Consider the following 19,958-nt stretch of genomic DNA (forward strand, 5'->3'; position numbering starts at 1 on the left):
CCCCGGCCGCCGCACGGCGACGGGCGGCAGCCCGCGACGACGCTCGCGCACCGGCCTCGCGTCGAGATCCGCTCACCTTGTGATCACGACGCGGTCACGATCCCCCGCTTGACGGCACAGGCGCCCTTGCCGAGCCCAGACACCCGGCGTAGACCAGTGCTCACGGGACAGCGCTCGAACGTTCACGAGTCGACGAGGACGAAGAACGGGGCAGTGATGCGCAGCACGAGCAACACCATTCGGACACGCAGGACCATGAAGGCGGCCGCCACGCTCCTGGCGGGAGCCCTCGCGCTCTCGCTCACGGCGTGCGGCAGCGACGACGACAAGAGCGGCGGAGGCGAGAGCAGCAGCGGAGGCAAGGAATCCGGCGGCACCCTCACCCTCCCCAAGCTCGACGGGACCACTCTCGAAGTGGCCGCCGTATGGACCGGCACCGAACAGGCGAACTTCAAGAAGGTCCTCGCCGAGTTCGAGAAACGCACCGGCGCGAAGATCACTTTCGTGCCCGCCCAGGATCCGATCATCAACTTCCTCGGCTCGAAGATCGCGGGCGGTTCACCTCCGGACGTGGCGATGCTGCCGCAGCCCGGCGCCATCAAACAGGCCGCCGACAAGGGCTGGGCCAAACCGCTGGGCGCCGAGGCCCAGGCGGAACTCGCGAAGAACTACTCACAGGGCTGGCAGGACATCGGGAAGGTGGGCGACAAGCAGTACGGCGTCTACTACAAGGCCGCCAACAAGTCGCTGATCTGGTACAACGCCAAGGTCTTCGAGAACGCGGGCGCCGCCGACCCCGCGACGTGGAAGGACCTGCTGACCACCGCGCAGACGGTGTACGACTCCGGCGTCACCCCCTTCTCGATCGGCGGCGCCGACGGCTGGACCCTCACCGACTGGTTCGAGAACGTCTACCTCTCCCAGGCGGGCCCGGAGAAGTACGACCAGCTCGCCCAGCACAAGATCAAGTGGACGGACCCCTCGGTGAAGGAGGCCCTGACCACCCTCGCCCAGGTCTGGGGCAAGAAGGACTGGGTGGCGGGCGGCGCGAGCGGCGCGCTCCAGACCGAGTTCCCCGCCTCCGTGACCCAGACCTTCACCGGCGGCGAGCAGCCGAAGGCGGCCATGGTCTACGAGGGCGACTTCGTACAGGTCAACATCGCCGACACCAAGTCGAAGGTCGGCACGGACGCCAAGGTGTTCCCGTTCCCGAAGGTCGGCGACACCGCGCCGGTGGTCTCCGGCGGTGACGCGGCCGTCATCCTGAAGGACTCCAAGGGCGCGCAGGCGCTGGCGACCTTCCTGGCCTCGCCGGACGCGGCGGAGATCCAGGCGAAGCTCGGCGGCTATCTCTCGCCGAACAAGAACGTCGACGTCTCCGTGTACCCGAACGAGGTCCAGCAGACGATCGCCAAGGCGCTGGTCGCGGCCGGCGACGACTTCCGCTTCGACATGTCCGACCAGGCCCCGCAGGCCTTCGGCGGCACCCCCGGCAAGGGCGAGTGGAAGGATCTCCAGGACTTCCTGAAGAACCCGACGGACGTGGCCGGCACCCAGGCGAAACTGGAGTCGGACGCGGCAGCGGCGTACGGGAACTGACGCGGCGATGGCGACACCCGCGGCGGCGGGGGCTCCCGGGGCCCCCGCCCCTCCTCGCTCGCGCAAGAGTGTGACCGGCACCCGGAGGACCGTGGCCGCGCTGTTCCTGCTGCCCGCCCTGGTGCTGCTCGGCGCGCTCGTGGTCTACCCGATCGGGTACTCGGTCGTGCGCAGTTTCTACGACCAGTCCGGCGACGGCTTCGCCGGCGTCGACAACTACAAGGCCCTCTTCACGGACGACGGCATCCGTACCGCCCTGAAGAACAACGTGATCTGGGTGGTGTTCGCGCCGACGGTCGCGACCGCGCTCGGTCTGATCTTCGCGGTGCTGACCGAACGGGTGCGCTGGGGCACCGCGTTCAAGCTGGTCGTCTTCATGCCGATGGCGATCTCGATGCTCGCCGCCGGCATCATCTTCCGGCTGGTCTACGACCAGGACCCCGACAAGGGCGTCGCCAACGCGGTGTGGGTGGGCGTCCACGACACGTTCGCCGAGTCGTCGGCGTTCCCGAAGGCCCACCCGGGCCGCGACTCGCCGCTGCGACCGGAAGACGGCGGCTTCCTCACCAAGGCCCCGGTCCGGGCCGGCGTCCCGGTCGCCCTGCCGCTGGTCGGCGTCGCGCCCGACCAGATGCCCGGCAGCGCGGAGAAGGCCGTGGGGGCGCGGCCCGAACAGGGGGAGGTCACCGGGACCGTCTGGCAGGACTTCACCCGCGGCAAGGGTGTCGGCACCCTCGGCGCGCCCGACCCGTCCGAGCTGGGCTACGCCGGGATGAGGATCGAGGCGGTGAAGGACGGCAAGGTGGTGGCCTCGACGAAGGCGGCCGACGACGGCACCTTCACGCTTCCCGGCAAGGCCGACGGCGCGCGGCTGCGGCTGCCCGCGAGCAACTTCAAGGAGGCGTACAACGGTCTGGACTGGCTCGGCCCGTCGCTGGTCACGCCGGCGATCATCGGCTCGTACATCTGGATGTGGGCGGGCTTCGCGATGGTGCTGATCGCGGCCGGCCTCGCGGGGATTCCGCGGGAGCTGCTCGAAGCGGCCCGGGTGGACGGCGCCAACGAGTGGCAGGTGTTCCGCAGAGTCACCGTCCCGCTCCTGGCGCCGGTCCTGGCGGTCGTCGCCGTCACCCTGATGATCAATGTGCTGAAGGTCTTCGACCTGGTCTTCATCATCGCACCCGGCTCCTCGCAGGACGACGCGAACGTGCTCGCCCTGGAGCTGTACCGCAAGGGCTTCTCGGAGGACCAGCCGGGCATCGCCAGCGCCATCGCGGTGTTCCTGCTGCTGCTGGTGATCCCGGTGATGTGGTTCAACGTGCGTCGGCTCAGGCGGGAGGTGCGGCGGTGACGGCGACGACGGGGACGACAGAAACGACGGGGACGAAAGGGACGGGAACGACGGGGGCGAGGAAGCGGCTCGATTGGATCATGGAGAAGCTCAACGGCGGGCTGGTGCGCGCCTTCCTGATCGTCGTCGGCCTGTTCTGGCTGGTGCCGACCATCGGACTGCTCATCTCCTCCCTCCGCTCCCCGGAGGACATGAGCGCCGACGGCTGGTGGAACGTGTTCAGCGAGCCCTCCCGGCTCACCTTCGACAGCTACCAGAAGCTGCTGGAGAACGGCGACATCACCAGCTCCCTGGTCAACACCGTGCTGATCACGGTGCCGGCGACGGTCCTGGTCGTCGTCATCGGCGCGCTCGCGGGCTACGCGTTCGCGTGGATGGAGTTCCCGGGCCGGGACTGGTGGTTCCTGGGCGTCGTGGGGCTGCTCGTCGTGCCCGTGCAGGTGGCGCTCATCCCGATCGCCGAACTGTTCGGCAAGATCGGCCTGTTCGGGAACATCCTGGGAGTGATCCTCTTCCACGTCGGGTTCGGACTGCCCTTCGCGGTGTTCCTGCTACGGAACTTCTTCGCGGAGATCCCCCGCGAGCTGCTGGAGGCCGCCCGCCTCGACGGAGCCGGTGAACTGCGGCTGTTCACCCGCGTCGTGATGCCGCTGGGCGGCCCCGCGATCGCGTCCCTGGGCATCTTCCAGTTCCTGTGGGTGTGGAACGACATGCTGGTCGCGCTGGTGTTCACCAACGCCGACAGCCAGCCGATCACGGTCGCGCTGCAGACCCAGGTACGGCAGTTCGGCAACAACATCGACGTGCTCGCGCCCGGCGCGTTCATCTCGATGGTGGTCCCGCTGGCCGTGTTCTTCGCGTTCCAGCGGCAGTTCGTCTCCGGTGTGATGGCGGGCGCGGTCAAGTGAGCCGGAAACAAGGGGGGGCGGGGCGAGACATCGGCCCGCCCCTTTCCGTTCACCCGCAATTCCCCCGTATGCCGTACGAACCGTAACCGATTCACTCCATCGGCCGTTCCCGGGCAAGGCCCTGTCTTCCGTCCGCGCCGACCCATGGATGTGCCTTGCCCAGGTTCAGTGTCATCGTCCCCGCGTACAAGGTTCAGGCGTACCTGCACGAGTGCCTCGAATCGGTGCTGTCCCAGTCGTTCGCCGATCTCGAGCTGATCGCCGTCGACGACCGTTCTCCGGACGCCTGCGGCGAGATCATCGACGAGTTCGCGGCCCGCGACGCGCGCGTGCGCGCCGTGCACCTGCCGGAGAACGTCGGCCTGGGGCAGGCCCGTAACGCGGGTCTGGAGCGGGCGACCGGTGACTACCTGCTGTTCCTCGACTCCGACGACACGCTCACCCCTGACGCGTTGCGCGCGATCGCCGACCGGGTGAAGGAGACGGGCGAGCCGGACGTCCTGGTCTACGACTACGCGAGTACGTACTGGTCGGGCAGGACCGTACGCAACCAGTTCGCGGCGCAGCTCACCGAGGAGGGCACCGCGCCCTTCCGCCTGGAGGACCGTCCGGGGCTGCTCAGGGTGCTGATGGTGGCCTGGAACAAGGCCTACCGGCGGGAGTTCGTCGAGGGCGTGGGCCTGACGTTCCCGCCGGGCTACTACGAGGACACCCCGTGGACGTACCCGGCGCTGATGGCCGCGGAGACGCTCGCCACGCTGGACCGGGTCTGCGTGCACTACCGGCAGCGCCGCCGGGGCAACATCCTGTCCACCACCAGCCGGGGCCACTTCGACGTCTTCGAGCAGTACGACCGGGTCTTCGCGTTCGTCGAGCAGCGGCCCGAACTGGCCCACTGGCGGCCGGTGTTGTTCCGCCGCATGGTCGATCACCTCTCGACGGTCTTCACCAAGCGGGACCGGCTCCCGCGCGACTCGCGCGCCGAGTTCCTGCGCAGGGCCCGCGCCCACTACCGCCGTTACCGCACCCCGGGCGTCCCGGTCCCGCTGCGCTCCCGGCTGCGCCACACGCTGGTGCACTTCGGCGTGCACCGCACCTACCGGGTGCTCCAGGCGTCCATGACCGTACGCCGGCGCACGCACAAGGCCGCCGCGAAGCTCGCCCGCGGGCTGCGGGCCGCCGTCCTCCAGGCCCACTACCGCGTCCAGTTGAGGCTGCCGCTGCGCGCCGACCGGGCCGTGTTCGCCGCCTACTGGGGCCGCGGGCACAGCTGCAACCCGGGGGCGCTGGAAGCCGCGTTCCGTACGTTCGCGCCGCAGGTGCGCACGGCGTGGATCGCCCGCCCCGAGCACCGGTCGGCCGTCCCGCCGGGCCCTCGCCACGTCCGCCCCGGGACAGCCGCCTACTGGACTGCGCTGGCTCGCTCCAAGTACCTGGTGAACAACGTCAACTTCGACCGGCGGCTGGTCAAGCGGCCCGGCCAGGTCTTCGTGCAGACCCAGCACGGCACGCCCCTCAAGCACATGGGCCTTGACCTCCAGGAGCGCCCGGCGGCCGCCCGCGACATGGACTTCGGCGAGCTGCTGAGGGGCGTCGACAAGTGGGACTACGTGCTGTCGGCCAACCGCCACACCACCCTCACCTGGGAGCGCGTCTACCCCGGGCGCTACGAGACCCTCGAGTACGGCTATCCCCGCAACGACGTCTTCCAGCGGGCGACCTCGGCGGACGTGGCCCGGCTGCGCGAGGCCCTCGGCATCCCCCGCGACACGGTCGCCGTCCTCTACGCGCCCACGCACCGCGACTACCGCCGCGTCCAGCGTTCCCACCTCGACCTGGAGCGGGTGCTGCGCCGTCTGGGGCCCCGCTTCGTGATCCTGGCCCGCGCCCACTACTGGCAGGAGGCGCCGGCCGGCCGGCCGGTGCCCGGCGTCATCGACGTCACGGACCACCCGAGCGTGGAGTCCCTCTGCCTGGCCTCCGACGCCCTGATCACCGACTACTCGTCGCTCATGTTCGACTACGCCGGCCTGGACCGCCCGATCGTGATCCACGCCGACGACTGGGAGGCCTACGAGGCGGCCCGCGGCACGTACTTCGACCTGCGCGCCTGTCCGCCGGGCGCGGTCGCGCGCAGCGAGGACGAACTGATCGACATCTTCGCGACCGGTCACTGGCGCGGCTCCCGCTCGGCCCAGCTGCGGGCCGCGTTCCGCGAGCGGTTCTGCCCGTACGACGACGGCCGCGCCGCCGAGCGGGTCGTACGGCGGGTCGTGCTGGGCGAGACGCGGCTGCCCCCGGTCGTGCCGCTCGCCGAGCGCCGTCCGGCGCCGTCGGCCGCCGCCTCGGCGGCGATGCCCGCGGGGCGCCCGGCGCTCGCCCATGTGCCACCGCCCGCCGGCCCGGTCAGCCCCGTCACCGACCGGAGCTGAACGCCGTACGCCCTCGCCGGAGTCGCCGTGCCCGCCGGCTCGTCGCGGCCCACCCCGGCCCGGCCGTACCGCCCGGAGAACACCGCCCCGTAACCCCCGCCGCACTCCGGCCGTCGCGGTCCGTCCGCCGCAGGCCGCCCATCGGCACGACAGAGAAAGAGCAGAATGCCCCGCTTCAGCATCATCGTCCCGTCCCATGGGGTCGCGGGCCGGTTGTCCCTGGCACTGGACTCCGTCCTGGCCCAGTCCTTCGGCGACTTCGAGCTGATCCCGGTCAGCGACGCGCCCGGCACCCCGGCCGCGGCCCTCGCCGCCGGGTACGCGCGGCGGGACTCCCGGGTGGCCCCGGTGCACTCGCCGCCGTCCGCCGGGCTGAGCGGGGCCCGCAACACCGGGATGCGGGCGGCGACCGGCGCGTATCTGCTCTTCCTCGACGGCGACGACGTCCTCGCCCCGGGCGCCCTGGCGACGCTGGACGCCCGGCTGACCGAGACCGGCGACGTCGACGTCCTGTACACCGAGCACGAGCGCACCCCCTGGTGGGACGGCGAGCCCGCCAACCCGGCCGCCCCGCTGCTGGCGCGGACCCCGAAGGGCGCCTTCTCCCCCGCCGAGGCCCCGCACATCACCGGGGTGCAGCTGCCCGCGTGGGGCACGGCCTACCGGCGCTCCTTCCTCACCGGGCACCGCATCGCCTTCCCCGACGGGCACTTCACGGACGTCGGCTTCGGCGGCCTGGTCACCGTGCACGCCGAGCGGATCGCGGTGCTGCGCTCGGTCGTCGTACGGCATCTGCTGCGGCGGCAGGGCAACCGGCTGAACCTGCCGGGCGAACACCATCTGGAGCTTCTGGACCGGACCGAAGCGGTGCTGGCCCGGGCGGCCGAACTGGGGCTGTCCGGCGACCGGTCGGGGCCGCTCTTCGAGCAGCTCTTCGCGTCCGTCCTGAAGACGGCCGCGCACCCGGCCCGGCTGACCGGTCGCCGCCGCCGGGCCTTCTTCCGCCGCGCGGCCCGGCTGTACCGGCGCCACCGCCCGGCCGGCTTCCGCGGTCCCGGCGGCAGCCTGGGGGTACAGCACCGGCTGCTGGCGGCCGGTGCGTACACGGCGTTCCGCGCGCTGCGCGGCGCCAACCGGAAGGCCGCGGGCGCCGTCGAGCGCCTCCCGCGCCCCCAGGGCCTGCGCACCCGCCTGCTCTACCGGCGCGCCCTGCGCCGCCCCGTCGACCCGAACCTGGCGGTGTACTGCGCCTACTGGGGCCGCGGTTACGCGTGCAGCCCGGCCGCGATCCACGCCAAGGCCGCCGAACTCGCCCCGCACATCCGCTCGGTGTTCCTCGTCGAGGCCGACCAGGCGCACACGATGCCCGACGGCGTCGACCACGCCGTCATCGGCGGCCGCCGCTACTGGCAGGTGCTGGCCCGCGCCAAGTACCTGTTCAACAACGCCAACTTCGCCGAGGGCGTGGTCAAGCGCGAGGGCACTGTGCATGTGCAGACCCAGCACGGCACCCCGCTCAAGAAGATGGGCGTCGACCAGTCGACGTACCCGGTCGTCGCCGCCGCGACCGGCTCCTTCACCAAGCTTCTGGGCCGCGTGGACCGCTGGGACTACAACCTCTCCTCCAACACCCACTCCACCCAGATGTGGGAGCGCGCCTTCCCCGGCTCGTACGAGCAGCTGGAGTACGGCTATCCGCGCAACGACCTCTTCTACACGGCGACCGCGGCCGACGTGGCCCGGGTCCGGCGGGAACTGGGGGTGCCGGAGGGAGCCACGGCCGTCCTGTACGCGCCCACCCACCGCGACCACCGCACCGGTTTCGAGCCGGGGCTGGACCTGGAGGCCTTCTGCGAGGCGGCCGGCGAGGACGTCGTGGTGCTGCTGCGGGCGCACTACTTCTACGACGGGCGCGTCCGGCGCGGCACCGGCCGGATCATCGACGTCACCGGTCACCGCTCCTCCGAGGAGGTGTGCCTGGCCGCCGACGCGCTGGTCACCGACTACTCGTCGATCATGTTCGACTACGCCAACCTGGACCGTCCGATCGTCGTGTACGCCGACGACTGGGACGTCTACCGGGAGACCAGGGGCGTCTACTTCGACCTGCTGGCGGCCCCGCCGGGACCGGTCGCGCACACGCCCGAGGAGCTGGCCCGGGTGTTCCGCGACGGCTCCTACGCGGACCCCGGATCCGCCGCCCGCCGGGCCGCGTTCCGGTCCCGTTTCTGCCAGTTCGACGACGGCCGGGCGGCCGAGCGTGTGGTGCGCCGGGTGCTGCTCGGCGAACCCCCGGAGGCGATCGAGCCCGTGCGGCCGCTCGCCGAGCGCGTCCCGGCCCCCGCCGCCTCCACTCTCGTAAGGAGCTGACCTCCGCAGTGCCCCGCTTCAGCATCATCGTCCCCTGTTTCAAGGTGCAGGGCTTCCTGCGCGAGTGCCTCGACTCGGTCCTGGAGCAGTCGTACCGCGACATCGAGGTGATCGCCGTCGACGACCGCTCGCCCGACGGGTGCGGCGCGATCCTCGACGAGTACGCGGCCCGCGACGACCGCGTCCGGGTCCTGCACCTGCCGGAGAACGCCGGCCTCGGCCGGGCCCGCAACGCCGGTATGCCGCTCGCGGGCGGCGACTACCTGTTCTTCCTCGACAGCGACGACACCCTCACCCCGGGCGCGCTGCGTGCCACGGCCGACCGGCTCGACGAGGCCGGCGACCCGGACGTGCTGGTCTTCGACTACGCGCGCACCTACTGGTGGGGCGGCACCCGCAGGAACGCCCTCGCACACGTCCTCGCGGAGGCCGGCGAGGGCACCTTCACGGCCGCCGAACGCCCGGAGATCCTCGACCTGTTGATGGTCGTGTGGAACAAGGTCTACCGGCGGGAGTTCGTCGAGAGGAACGGCTTCTCCTTCCCGCCCGGCTACTACGAGGACACGCCCTGGACCTTCCCGGTCATGCTCAGCGCGGAGCGGATCGCCACGCTGGACCGGATCTGCGTCGACTACCGCCAGCGGCGCCAGGGCAACATCCTGTCCACCACCAGCCGCAAGCACTTCGACGTGCACGACCAGTACGAGCGGGTCTTCGCCTTCGTCGACTCCCGCCCCGGGCTGGCGGGCTGGCGGCCGTATCTGCACCGCAAGATGGGCGAGCACTGCCTCGACATCCTCGCCAAGCCGGACCGGCTGCCGCCGTCCGACAAGGGCGAGTTCTTCCGCCGTACGGCCGAGCTGTTCGCCCGCCACAAGCCCGCCGGTGAGCCGGTGCCCGCCGAACTGAGGGTTCTGGAGGGCGGTTACGCGGCCTACCGGGCCAAGCGGAAGGCCGGGCAGGCGGGCCGGGAGCTCGCCCGGCGCGGCGGGCAGGCGGGCCGGGCGGCGGGCGGCTGGCTGCGCCGGGGCCCGGACGCCGTGCGCGGGCGCCTCCCGCTGGACCCGCACCTCGTCCTGTACTCGGCGTTCTCCCACCGGGGCGTGCTCGGCGATCCCGGGGCCGTCTACGAGAAGGCGCGGGAGATCGCACCGCAGCTGCGCGGCGTGTGGGTGGTGCGCGACGAGGAGACGGCCGCCCGGCTCCCGGCGGGCGTGGAGCACGTGACGCTCGACTCCCCCGCCTACCGTCGCGTGAGCGCGCGGGCCGGCTTCTTCGTCAACAACGTCAACTGGCCCGGCGCCCTCGCCAAGCGGCCCGGCAGCGTCCACATCCACACCCACCAGGGCACCCCGCTGAAGTACATGGCGGCCGACCTGCTCCAGCGGCCCGGCGCCCGGCACGGCGTGGACGTGCCGCAGATGCTGCGCCGCGCCGACCGCTGGGACTGGAGCCTGGTCGCCAACCAGCACTCGGAGCTGGTGTGGGAGCGGGCCTACCCCTGCCACTTCACCTCGGTGCGGACCGGGAGCCCCCGCAACGACGTACTGGTGAACGCCGGTGCGCAGGCGGGTCTCGCCGTCCGCGCGCGGCTCGGGATCCCGGCCGGTCACACGGTCGTGCTGTACGCGCCGACCCGCCGCGAGTACGTGCGCGGCGGGTACGCCGACCGGCTCGACCTGGCCCGCTTCGCCGCGGATCTGGGCGACGGGCACACCCTCGTCGTCCGGCTGCACCCGTCGCTGGCGACCGGACCGGCGCGCGGGATGGGCCTGGCCGACCTGCACCGGCGCGGAGTGCTGGTGGACGCGACGGACGAGCCGCGCGTCGAGGACGTCATGCTCGCCTCCGACGTCCTGGTCACCGACTACTCGGCCCTGATGTTCGACTACGCCAACCTGGACCGGCCGATCGTCGTCCACGCCGACGACTGGGCCGCGTACACGGCGAGCCGGGGCGCCTACTTCGACGTCACCGCCGACGCGCCCGGCCATGTCTCGCGCACCTACCGGGAACTGGCCTGGCTGCTGGCCTCCGGCGGCTGTCGCGACGAGGAGTCGGCGCGGCTGCGGGCGGGCTTCCGGGAGCGGTTCTGCGCCTACGACGACGGGCGGGCCGCCGAGCGCGTCGTCCGGCGGCTGCTGCTGGGCGAGGAGTTCCCCGAGGGGGCCGCCCCGCCGAAGGTGCCCGGGCCGGCCGGGGCCCGCGATCTGCTCGCGTCGACGTGAGGACGCCCTCTCGGCAGCGCACCCGGGTGCTGGTCCTGGTCGCCGTGTTCGCGCTGCTCCAGCTCGCGAACGTGACCGGCCGGGACACGCCGGACAGCAAGAACTACCTGTCGTACGCGCTGAGTCTGCGCGGTGAGGGCAAGCACGAGGCGGCGGCCGTGACCATCGCCTACGCCTGCGCGGGCGAGGCCTCGACGGCGGCCCGCCGGCAGAGCGTGGACGTGCTCCGCTTCGACGCTCCCGACCCGGGCCGCCGGATCGCCGCCGAGTGCCGGAAACGGCAGTGGCGCGAGGTCGACGCGCGGCTGCGGGCGGGGCAGACCGGCGGGCACACCGTGCCGTTCATGCCTGAGCGCTTCATGCGGATCTTCGAGGCGCGCCCCGGCTACCCCGTGTTCCTGGTGCCGTTCATCACCCTGTTCGGCGTGACCTGGGGCGTGTGGCTGGCGGGTGTCGCGGTGACGGCGGCGGGCGGGGTACTGGTCTTCCTGATCCTGCGCACCCGGCGCGCGCCGGCCGGTGTCTGTCTGACCGGGCAGGCCCTGTACTACGTGCTGCCGTGCGGTACGACCGCCATGCGCCCGATGACCGAGGGCCTGATGCTGGCGCTGACGCTGGCGGCGGTGTGGGGTTGTGCGCTGGCGCTGGACGGCGCGGTGCGGACGGGGGCGTGGCTGGTCGGCGGGTCGCTGGCCGCCCTGTTCACCGTCAAGCACTCGCAGGCGCTGTTTCTCGGGTTGTGTCTGGCGGGCGCGGGGGCGCTGGTCGCCGTACGGCACCGGCGGCGCGGCCGGCCGCCGGTGCCCGGGGTGGTCGTGGTGGCCGTCGTCGGTGGCTTCGGGGTGCTGGGAACGCTGGTACTGGCGAGGCTGCTGCACCTTCCGTCCGAATCGGAGAGCCTGCAGGACCTGCTGACCCACCACTTCGACCGGCCCGACCGCGCGCGGGTGTGGCCGGAGTTCCTGCGGCTCCAGTTGAACTTCTGGGCGGAGTGGCTGCGCCGGCAGCTGTGGGAGCCGCTGTTCGTGGCCGCGCTGGCGGCCGGGGCGTGGGGTGTGGCGCGGGGGCGGCGGCGGGCGTTCGGCGTCTTCGTGCTCGGCGCCGCCTGCACCGGCGTCCTCACCCAGGCCGGGCATCCGGACATCACCATCTGGGGCGAGCGGCTGATCGTGCTGGCGTGGCTGCTGCCGGTGCTGGGGGTGCCGCTGCTGCTCGAGCCCGTGCTGCGGGACCGGGTGACCCTGCCGGCCCAAGAAGGCTCCGATCGGGCTCACTCCTTGAGGTGACTTTCCGCAAGGCCGTTGACCGGGCGGGAAGGTAGGGCCAATGCCCCTCTTTGCCCAGCTCGGACTCCGGTACGGTGCGCTGTCGCGTTCCCTGCCCGGTTCCCTGTCCGACTTTCTCCCCGGTGCGGCCCGATCCGGTGCGGCCGGATGCGGCGCGGCCGGATGCGGCGCGACCCGGTCCGGTGCGGTCCGTTGAGCGCCGGTGTCCTGATCCGGCGTTCCGCACGCGGTGTGACGGCGCTGCGCGGCGGGCGGAGGTGGCGGCCGACCCCGTACCAGGCCTTCGGCTTCCTGTTCTGGCTGGTGATGTCGCTGGCGTACTGGCGGGTGCCGCTGTGCTGTGACGCCGGCCAGCACGCGGCGGTCGTGGAACGTCTGAAGGACCGCCTCCTGGACCCGCGGCATCCGATGGGCGATCTGCCGGGTGCGGGCAGCCCGTACTACTCGCCGTACGCGGTGGCGGAGGGCGCGTTCGCCCGGGTGAGCGGGGTGACGGGCTGGGAGGTGCTGCGGGTCGCCGGCCCGGTGAACCTGCTGGTGCTGCTGACCGGCGTCGGCCGCTTCACGCGCGTGCTGACGCCGAGGCCGTGGGCGCCGGTGCTCGGCCTGGCGGCGATGACGCTGCTGTGGGGTACCGAGCGGGCCTGGTGGAGCGGCTATCTGGGCCTGATGTCGATGACCGGCAACCTCGGCTACCCGTCCACCTTCGCCATCGGGCTGACCTTCTGGGCGTGGGCCCTCACGGGGACGCGCGCGCGTGACGTGCGCCGGGTGCGCTACGTGGGCCCGAGCGGGCTGCGCGGCCACACCGGGTACGCGGCACTCGGCGTGCTGTACGGCGTGATCCTGCTGGTGCATCCGATCACGTCGATCGCGACGGTGACCGGGGGCGCGGCCTTCGTGGTGGGGTGGCAGCGGGGGTGGCGGGCCGCGGTGGCCGCCCGGTGGGCGGTGGCGGGGGGCGTGGCGCTGCTGGTGGCGGCGGTCTGGCCGTACTTCGACGTGTTCGAGCTGGCCGGGGACGGCAGCGTGGACGCGATGCACCGGCGGCTGTACGACGGGCTGGCTGGCCACTTCTGGCTGGCGCTGCTGGGGCTGCCGGCGCTGTGGGCGCGGGGCCGCCGCTCGGTGCGCGACCCGCTGGTGCTGATGTTCGCCCTGGAGTGCCTGGTGGTGGCGTACGGGTTCGTCAGCGGCCACTACACCTGCGGGCGGATCCTCGGGCTCACCCTGGTGCCGCTCCAGTTCGCCCTGGCCGTGGAACTGACGGCGCCCCGGCCCTGGCGGGTGGGGCGGCGGGTGATGGGCGCGGTCGCGGCGGGCGCGGCCTGTCTCGGCTTCCTCACGGTGCAGGCGGGGGCGGTCGTGCCGCGCGCGCTGGACCCGGTCGGCTTCGAACCGCCGCCGCGCTGGCCCACGTACGACTGGGCCGCGGCGTACATCGGGCCCGGCGAGGTGGTGGTCACCGACGGGTACCACGCGGTCCACGCGATCGCCGGGTACGGGCCGAACCTGGCCGCGCCGGCCTGGCCGGACGCGGCCCTGGACGAACGGGAACGGCTACGGCGGCTCGACGACGTCCGCACCTACCTGTCCCGCGGGTCGACCCGCGCCGAGCGGGTGGGGATCGCCCACCGCTACCGCATCCGCTGGCTGCTGCTGACGCGCCGGCACCCGGTGCCCGAGGAGGCCGTGGTGGTGGCGTGGAGCAGGCGGACGGGGGAGGTGCTGGCGCGGGTCGGGAACCGCTGAACCGCCCGGTGGCGGCCTGCGACTACTCGATGACGAGGTCGACCTCGATGTTGCCGCGGGTGGCGTTGGAGTAGGGGCAGACCTGGTGGGCGCTCTCGACCAGCTTGCGGCCGGTCGCCTCGTCCAGACCGTCGGGCAGTTCGACGCGCAGCGTCACCTTGAGGCCGAAGCCCTCGCCCTGCTTGCCTATGCCGACCTCGGCGGTCACGGCGGCGTCGGTGACGTCGACCTTCGCCTGGCGTCCGACGAGACCGAGGGCGCTGCCGAAGCAGGCCGCGTAACCGGCGGCGAAGAGCTGCTCGGGGTTGGTGCCCTGACCGTTGCCGCCCAGCTCCACCGGCGGGGCCAGCTGAAGGTCGATCCTGCCGTCGGAGGAGACGGCGCGACCGTCGCGGCCGTGGGTGGCGGTGGCGACTGCGGTGTAGAGCGCGTCCATGGATGAACCATCCCTCTCGGAAGTCGTGTAGGGGGTGGCCGGCCCTCGCGCCGTTCGCGTCCGGACCGCCTCACGGAGATAAGTAGAGCACACAATTGAGTTGTGCACAACTAAATGGCTCGCCGGGGCTATCCTGGAGGCATGAGCCCGACGCCCACACCCGCAGCGCAGGAGAACACCGAGGAGAACTGGCTCCGCCTGGACACCCAGATCTGCTTCTCCCTGCACGCCGCCTCGCGCGCCTTCAACGGCGTGTACCGCGTGATCCTCAAGGAACTCGGGCTGACCTACCCCCAGTACCTGGTGCTGCTGGTCCTGTGGGAGCACGGCGAACTGCCCGTCAAGAAGCTCGGCGAACACCTGCGCCTCGACTCCGGCACCCTCTCCCCGCTGCTCAAGCGGCTGGAGTCGGCCGGCCTGGTGCGCAGGGAGCGCAGCTCCCGTGACGAGCGCTCGGTGGAGATCCGGCTCACCGAGGAGGGCTCCGCCCTGCGCGGGCGGGCGCTGCGGGTGCCGCGCCGGATCGTTTCGGCGACCGGGTTCGACCTGGACGAGATCCGGGACCTGCGCGAGCAGCTCGACCAGCTCACCTCGGCCCTCGACGCGGCAGCCCTGGAGGAGGAGCCGGAGCACGGCTGAGGGGTCGGCTCTCCCGGCGCCCCGGCATGACGGACCGTTCGCGTCATCAGCGGGCAGTTCGGCGCCGATGAACGTTTTCTGACGTTTCGCCCGACTTACGATCCGCGCGTGATGAAACGCCACCGTCTCCTCGCCCGCCCTGCCATCACCGCCGACCCCGCCGTCACTGCCGGTCCCGCTGTCACCGCCGGTCCTGCCCGCCCCGCCGCCCCCGCCGTCACCGCTCTCCTCCTCACCTGGCTCGCCAGCCGCGCCGGCATGCTGTGGCTGCTCGCCCACGACTCGCTGCCCATGCTCGGCGGCCGCGTCGCGCGGGAGGTGTGGCGCGGTTACCACCACTGGTACGGCACCCTGTCGGCCGGCGCCTTCCCCGCGCGGGACACGCTGTGGCAGTACCCGCCGGGCGCGGGACCGGTACTGCTGGCGCCCGGGGCGCTGCCCTGGTGGACGTACCTTCAGGCGTTCGTCGCCCTGACGGTCGCCGCGGACGCGGTGATCGCCCTGGCCCTGGCCCGCACGGGCCTCCGCCCCGGCCGCAGTCTGTACGGCGCCGCGCTGTGGGTGGGCGGGCTGCCCCTGCTCCTGCGCCTTCCGCTCGCCCGCTACGACGTGCAGGTCACGGCCCTCGCCGTGGTCTCGCTGCTGGCACTGGCGCGGTCCACGCGCGTGTGCGGGGCGTTCGCGGCGCTGGGCGCGCTGGTGAAGGTGTGGCCGGCGCTGGCGCTGCTCGGGGTGCCGAGGGGCCGGGACACCAGGTCGGTGTGGACGTCGACGGCGGTGACCGGAGCCTCGTTTCTGGCGCTCCTCGCGCTGGCGTTCCGCGACCCCCTCGCCTTCCTGCTCCAGCAGGGCGGCAGAGGCGTGCAGATCGAGTCCCTGGGCGGCACGGTGCTCTCCCTCGCCTCGCACGCCGGCTGGCCGGGCGAGGTCCGTTACCGCTACGGCGCGATGGAGTTCACCGGGCCCGGCGTCCCGGCCGTCGCCCATCTCTCCCTGGCCCTCACCGCCGCCGCCTTCGGTCTGCTGCTGCTGTGGCGGATCCGTGCCCGGCGCTGGACGGAGGCGACACCGTACGACGCGGCGCTGAGCGCCGTGCTGCTGTTCACCGTCACCAGCCGGGTCATCAGCCCGCAGTACATGATCTGGCTGCTGGGGCTGGCCGCCGTCTGCCTGACCTCACGGCACACCACCCAGCGCCCGGTCGCCGCGCTGGTCCTGGCGGCGACCGCGGTCAGCTCGGTGATCTTCCCGCTCCTCTACCCGGAGGTCATCGACCGCACCTGGACCGGCACCGCGCTCATGCTCGTACGCAACGGCCTGCTGACCACCGCCGCCGCCCTGTCCCTCATCCGCCTCTGGCGCTCCGGCATCCCCCGCGCCGTACCCGCCGCACGAGGTCCTCGACGGCACCGCCAGATCATCCGGACGCCTGCCGCACAGTGAGTCGATGCGGCTCGGACCGCCGCCGCCAGCTTCGTCGGACCGGTGAGTCCGGCCGGCCGCAGCACCAGGCGCTGCCGGAGCCCGCCGGTGACAGCTGCGGCTACCGGAGGCCGGCGGCGGGACGGGCGGCGTCCGCGGAACGCGACGCGACGGGCCGACGCGGAGCGCGGCCCGCGCTCCGGTCGGCCCGGGTCAGGCGTTGTTGAGGTACGCCAGTACGGCCAGTACGCGTCGGTGGCCGCTGTCGCTCGACGGGAGGCCCAGTTTCAGGAACACGTTGCCGATGTGTTTGCTGACCGACCGCTCGGTGATGACGAGGGCGCCCGCGATGGTCGTGTTGTCGCGGCCCTCGGCCATGAGCTTCAGCACCTCGCGCTCGCGCGGGGTGAGCGAGTCCAGCGGTGAGCCGCGGCGGCGGGACAGCAGTTCCGTGACGACCTCGGGGTCGAGCGCCGTACCGCCGGAGGCGACCCGCTCCAGGGCGTCGAGGAACTCGTCCACCCGGCCCACCCGGTCCTTCAGCAGATAGCCGACCCCGTTCGCGCCCCCGCCCAGCAGCTCGGCGGCGTAGGACTCCTCGACGTACTGGGAGAGCACCAGCACCGGCAGGCCGGGGATCTTCTCGCGGGCCTCCAGCGCGGCCCGCAGCCCCTCGTCGCGGAAGTCCGGAGGCATCCGCACGTCGAGCACCGCCACGTCCGGCCGGTGCCGCAGGAGCGCCGGCAGGACCTCGGGGCCGGAGCCGACGACCGCCACGACCTCGTGCCCGGCCGATGCCAGCAGCAGGACCATGCCCTCCCTGAGCAGGGCGTTGTCCTCGGCCATCACGACTCTCATGCCACCTCGGCTCCCGTCACGGCGTCCGCGCCCCTCACAGCGCCTTGATCGCCTCGGTGGTCGCACGAGCCAGCGCGCCCAGGTAGCCCTTGGGCAGCTTCGGGCTGCGGATCACGACCGAACGCCAGTAAAGCGGACCGGAGATCAGATCGAGCGCCAGCTCCTCGTCTAGCCCCTGGCGGACCTCGCCGCGCTGCTCGGCCGCCGCCACGATCTTCAGGGCGACCTCTTCCTGCCCCTGCTTCAACGCCTTCTGCAGGGCCTCGGCGATGTCCGGGTTGCGGGCCGCCTCGGCCTGGAGGTCGGGGATGATCTGCGAGGCCACCGGATGCCGCAGGGCCCGGGAGCTCACCTCGTAGAGCATGCGCAGATCGCCCTCGAGGCTGCCCGTCTCCGGGGCCGGCAGCCCCTGCACGGCGATCACCGAGACGATGTCGAGCACCAGATGCAGCTTGGAGCGCCAGCGCCGGTACACCGCGGTCTTGCCCACCCCGGCGCGCCGGGCGATGCCCTCGATGGACATCCGCGCGTAGCCGACAGCCGCGAGTTCCTCGAACACGGCGCCCCGGATGGCCTCCGTCACATCCTCGCGGAGCACGGCCGCGCCCGCGGGAGCCCGGCGGCGCGGGCGCGCCTGGGGTCCGTCGGCGTTCGTCGCGTTCGTCGTCATGCGGACCAGCATAGGGCGTTACGACGAAACGGTTGCGTTCCGACGACGAATCGGCCTACTCTCACGTTGCGACGATACGGTCCCGTCCCGACGTAAGAAAACGTAAAGAAAAGCGTAAGGAAACGTCGAGCGGCCACGGAAACGCCGCCGCCCGCACCCCTTCCCCGAGCGAAAGCAGCGGATGTGAGTCAGGTCCTCCACACACCGCCCCAGACGCAGGGCGCCCCCCACGGCGACCTCGCGGCTCTGGCCGCCCGTCACGGCCTCACGGTCAGCGGCGCCCGCCCGTCCCTGCCCGAGTACATCCGCCAGCTCTGGGCGCGCCGCCACTTCATCACCGCGTTCGCCACCGCCAAGCTCACCGCCCAGTACAGCCAGGCGAAGCTGGGCCAGGTCTGGCAGGTGATGACCCCGCTGCTGAACGCGGCGGTCTACTACTTCATCTTCGGCGTCCTGCTGGAGACCAAGAAGGGCGTCGCGGACTTCATCCCGTTCCTGGTCACGGGCGTGTTCGTCTGGACGTTCACCCAGAGCTCGATCATGGCGGGCACCCGGGCCATCGGCGGCAGCATCGGTCTGGTGCGGGCCCTGCACTTCCCCCGGGCCGCACTGCCGATCTCGTTCTGCCTCCAGCAACTCCAGCAGCTGCTGTTCTCGATGGCCGCCCTGCTGATCATCCTGTTCGCCGTGGGCGTGCCGCCGGCGCTGTCCTGGTTCCTCGTCCTGCCGGCCCTGACACTGCAGTTCGTCTTCAACGCCGGCGTCTCGATGATCCTGGCCCGGCTCGGCGCGAACACCCCGGACATCTCCCAGCTGATGCCGTTCATCCTGCGCACCTGGATGTACATCTCGGGCGTGATGTGGAGCATCGACAACCTGCTCGAGAAGCACCAGGGCATGCCGACCTGGGTCGCCGACCTGCTGCGGGCCAACCCCGCCGCCGTCTACATCGACCTGATGCGCTTCGCGCTGATCGACAGCTTCCACGCCGGCCAGCTGCCGCCCCACGTGTGGCTGGTCGCGACCGGCTGGGCGCTGCTCGCCGGTGTCGGCGGCTTCATCTACTTCTGGAAGGCTGAGGAGACGTACGGCCGTGGCTGAGACCGCAACGCGCACCGCGCCCACCGAGCCCGTCGACGAGCGGGCCCCCACCGTCATCGCGGACGGCGTCGACATCGTCTACCGGATCAACGGCACCGGCAGCGGCCGGGGCAGCGCGACGGCCGCCCTCAACCGCATCATCCGCCCCCGGCAGGCGCAGAAGGCCGCCGGCATGCGCACGGTGCACGCCGTCAAGAACGTCACCTTCATCGCGTACAAGGGCGAGGCGATCGGCCTCATCGGCACCAACGGCTCCGGCAAGTCGACCCTGCTCAAGGGCATCGCGGGCCTCCAGCCGGTGGAGAACGGCAAGATCTACACCGACGGCCAGCCCTCCCTGCTCGGCGTCAACGCGGCCCTGATGGGCGATCTGACCGGCGAACGCAACGTCTACCTGGGCGGGCTCGCCATGGGGATGACGCGCGAACAGATCAAGGAGCGCTACCAGGAGATCGTCGACTTCTCCGGCATCAACGAGAAGGGCGACTTCATCTCCCTGCCCATGCGGACCTACTCCTCCGGCATGGGATCCCGGCTGCGTTTCTCCATCGCCGCCGCCAAGGACCACGACGTGCTGCTCATCGACGAGGCACTGTCGACCGGTGACGCGCGGTTCCAGGCACGTTCGGCGGAGCGCATCCAGGAGATGCGCGCGCACGCCGGCACGGTCTTCCTGGTCAGCCACAGCAACGCCGCGATCCGCGACACCTGCGACCGGGTGCTGTGGCTGGAGCGCGGCGAACTGCGTATGGACGGCCCCACGGAGGAGGTCCTGGAGGCGTACGAGGCGTTCACCGGGGACAAGAAGAAGAAGCCCAGGCCGAAGCCCGCCTGACGGACGACCCGACAGAGAAACGGGGGTGCCCCCGAGCCGTCGCGGCTCGGGGGCACCCCCGTTTCCGGGTT

15 protein-coding genes are annotated in these 19,958 nt (G+C 72.0%); 12 read left to right on the forward strand and 3 right to left on the reverse strand.

All coding sequences use genetic code 11. The annotated features are described in order from the left end of the window. Positions 1–216: 216 nt before the first annotated feature. From QF030_RS17645 to QF030_RS17680, 8 genes are all read left to right on the forward strand, one after another. Positions 217–1,599: an ABC transporter substrate-binding protein gene (locus QF030_RS17645; RefSeq protein WP_307163635.1), complete on the forward strand. Its 1,383-nt coding sequence runs from the start codon at positions 217–219 to the stop codon at positions 1,597–1,599. A gap of 70 nt (positions 1,600–1,669) precedes the next feature. Further along, positions 1,670–2,950 (forward strand): carbohydrate ABC transporter permease, encoded by a 1,281-nt coding sequence (locus QF030_RS17650; RefSeq protein WP_307163636.1) that lies wholly within the window; start codon positions 1,670–1,672, stop codon positions 2,948–2,950. 80 nt (positions 2,951–3,030) lie between these two features. Then, positions 3,031–3,858, forward strand: a complete 828-nt coding sequence (locus tag QF030_RS17655) for a carbohydrate ABC transporter permease (RefSeq protein WP_307163637.1) — start codon at positions 3,031–3,033, stop codon at positions 3,856–3,858. A gap of 155 nt (positions 3,859–4,013) precedes the next feature. After that, the gene (locus QF030_RS17660) at positions 4,014–6,290 is read left to right on the forward strand and encodes a bifunctional glycosyltransferase/CDP-glycerol:glycerophosphate glycerophosphotransferase (RefSeq protein ID WP_307163638.1); all 2,277 of its coding nucleotides are present in this window, start codon (positions 4,014–4,016) and stop codon (positions 6,288–6,290) included. Positions 6,291–6,455: 165 nt separating this feature from the next. Then, the gene (locus QF030_RS17665) at positions 6,456–8,660 is read left to right on the forward strand and encodes a bifunctional glycosyltransferase/CDP-glycerol:glycerophosphate glycerophosphotransferase (RefSeq protein ID WP_307163639.1); all 2,205 of its coding nucleotides are present in this window, start codon (positions 6,456–6,458) and stop codon (positions 8,658–8,660) included. A gap of 8 nt (positions 8,661–8,668) precedes the next feature. Continuing rightward, positions 8,669–10,888: a bifunctional glycosyltransferase/CDP-glycerol:glycerophosphate glycerophosphotransferase gene (locus QF030_RS17670; RefSeq protein ID WP_307163640.1), complete on the forward strand. Its 2,220-nt coding sequence runs from the start codon at positions 8,669–8,671 to the stop codon at positions 10,886–10,888. Positions 10,889–10,914: 26 nt separating this feature from the next. Beyond that, positions 10,915–12,174 (forward strand): hypothetical protein, encoded by a 1,260-nt coding sequence (locus QF030_RS17675; RefSeq protein ID WP_307167603.1) that lies wholly within the window; start codon positions 10,915–10,917, stop codon positions 12,172–12,174. A 192-nt stretch (positions 12,175–12,366) separates the two neighbouring features. Then, positions 12,367–13,926: a hypothetical protein gene (locus QF030_RS17680; RefSeq protein WP_307163641.1), complete on the forward strand. Its 1,560-nt coding sequence runs from the start codon at positions 12,367–12,369 to the stop codon at positions 13,924–13,926. 22 nt (positions 13,927–13,948) lie between these two features. Here the strand turns inward: QF030_RS17680 and QF030_RS17685 are convergent, their stop codons facing one another. Beyond that, a complete protein-coding gene (locus QF030_RS17685) occupies positions 13,949–14,362 on the reverse strand; it encodes an organic hydroperoxide resistance protein (RefSeq protein ID WP_307163642.1) in 414 nt (137 codons plus the stop codon). A gap of 141 nt (positions 14,363–14,503) precedes the next feature. On the opposite strand from QF030_RS17685, the gene QF030_RS17690 reads away from it, so the two are divergent. Both QF030_RS17690 and QF030_RS17695 read left to right on the forward strand, forming a co-directional pair. Further along, the gene (locus QF030_RS17690; RefSeq protein ID WP_307163643.1) at positions 14,504–15,001 is read left to right on the forward strand and encodes a MarR family winged helix-turn-helix transcriptional regulator; all 498 of its coding nucleotides are present in this window, start codon (positions 14,504–14,506) and stop codon (positions 14,999–15,001) included. Positions 15,002–15,259: 258 nt separating this feature from the next. Next, complete coding sequence (locus tag QF030_RS17695; protein WP_307167604.1) at positions 15,260–16,444, forward strand: glycosyltransferase family 87 protein; 1,185 nt, start codon at positions 15,260–15,262, stop codon at positions 16,442–16,444. 192 nt (positions 16,445–16,636) lie between these two features. Here the strand turns inward: QF030_RS17695 and QF030_RS17700 are convergent, their stop codons facing one another. Together QF030_RS17700 and QF030_RS17705 are read right to left on the reverse strand one after the other, a co-directional pair. After that, on the reverse strand, positions 16,637–17,281 hold the full coding sequence (locus QF030_RS17700) for a LuxR C-terminal-related transcriptional regulator (protein WP_307163644.1): 645 nt from the start codon (positions 17,279–17,281) through the stop codon (positions 16,637–16,639). Positions 17,282–17,315: 34 nt separating this feature from the next. After that, positions 17,316–17,963, reverse strand: a complete 648-nt coding sequence (locus QF030_RS17705; RefSeq protein ID WP_307163645.1) for a TetR/AcrR family transcriptional regulator — start codon at positions 17,961–17,963, stop codon at positions 17,316–17,318. Between the two features lie 171 nt (positions 17,964–18,134). Between QF030_RS17705 and QF030_RS17710 the strand changes: the two genes are divergently transcribed. Continuing rightward, complete coding sequence (locus QF030_RS17710) at positions 18,135–19,052, forward strand: ABC transporter permease (RefSeq protein ID WP_307163646.1); 918 nt, start codon at positions 18,135–18,137, stop codon at positions 19,050–19,052. Beyond that, complete coding sequence (locus QF030_RS17715) at positions 19,045–19,887, forward strand: ABC transporter ATP-binding protein (RefSeq protein ID WP_307163647.1); 843 nt, start codon at positions 19,045–19,047, stop codon at positions 19,885–19,887. The genes QF030_RS17710 and QF030_RS17715 overlap by 8 nt, the downstream gene beginning before the upstream one ends. The last annotated feature ends 71 nt before the right edge of the window (positions 19,888–19,958 follow it).

The organism is Streptomyces rishiriensis, assembly GCF_030815485.1.
Lineage (GTDB): Bacteria > Actinomycetota > Actinomycetes > Streptomycetales > Streptomycetaceae > Streptomyces > Streptomyces rishiriensis_A.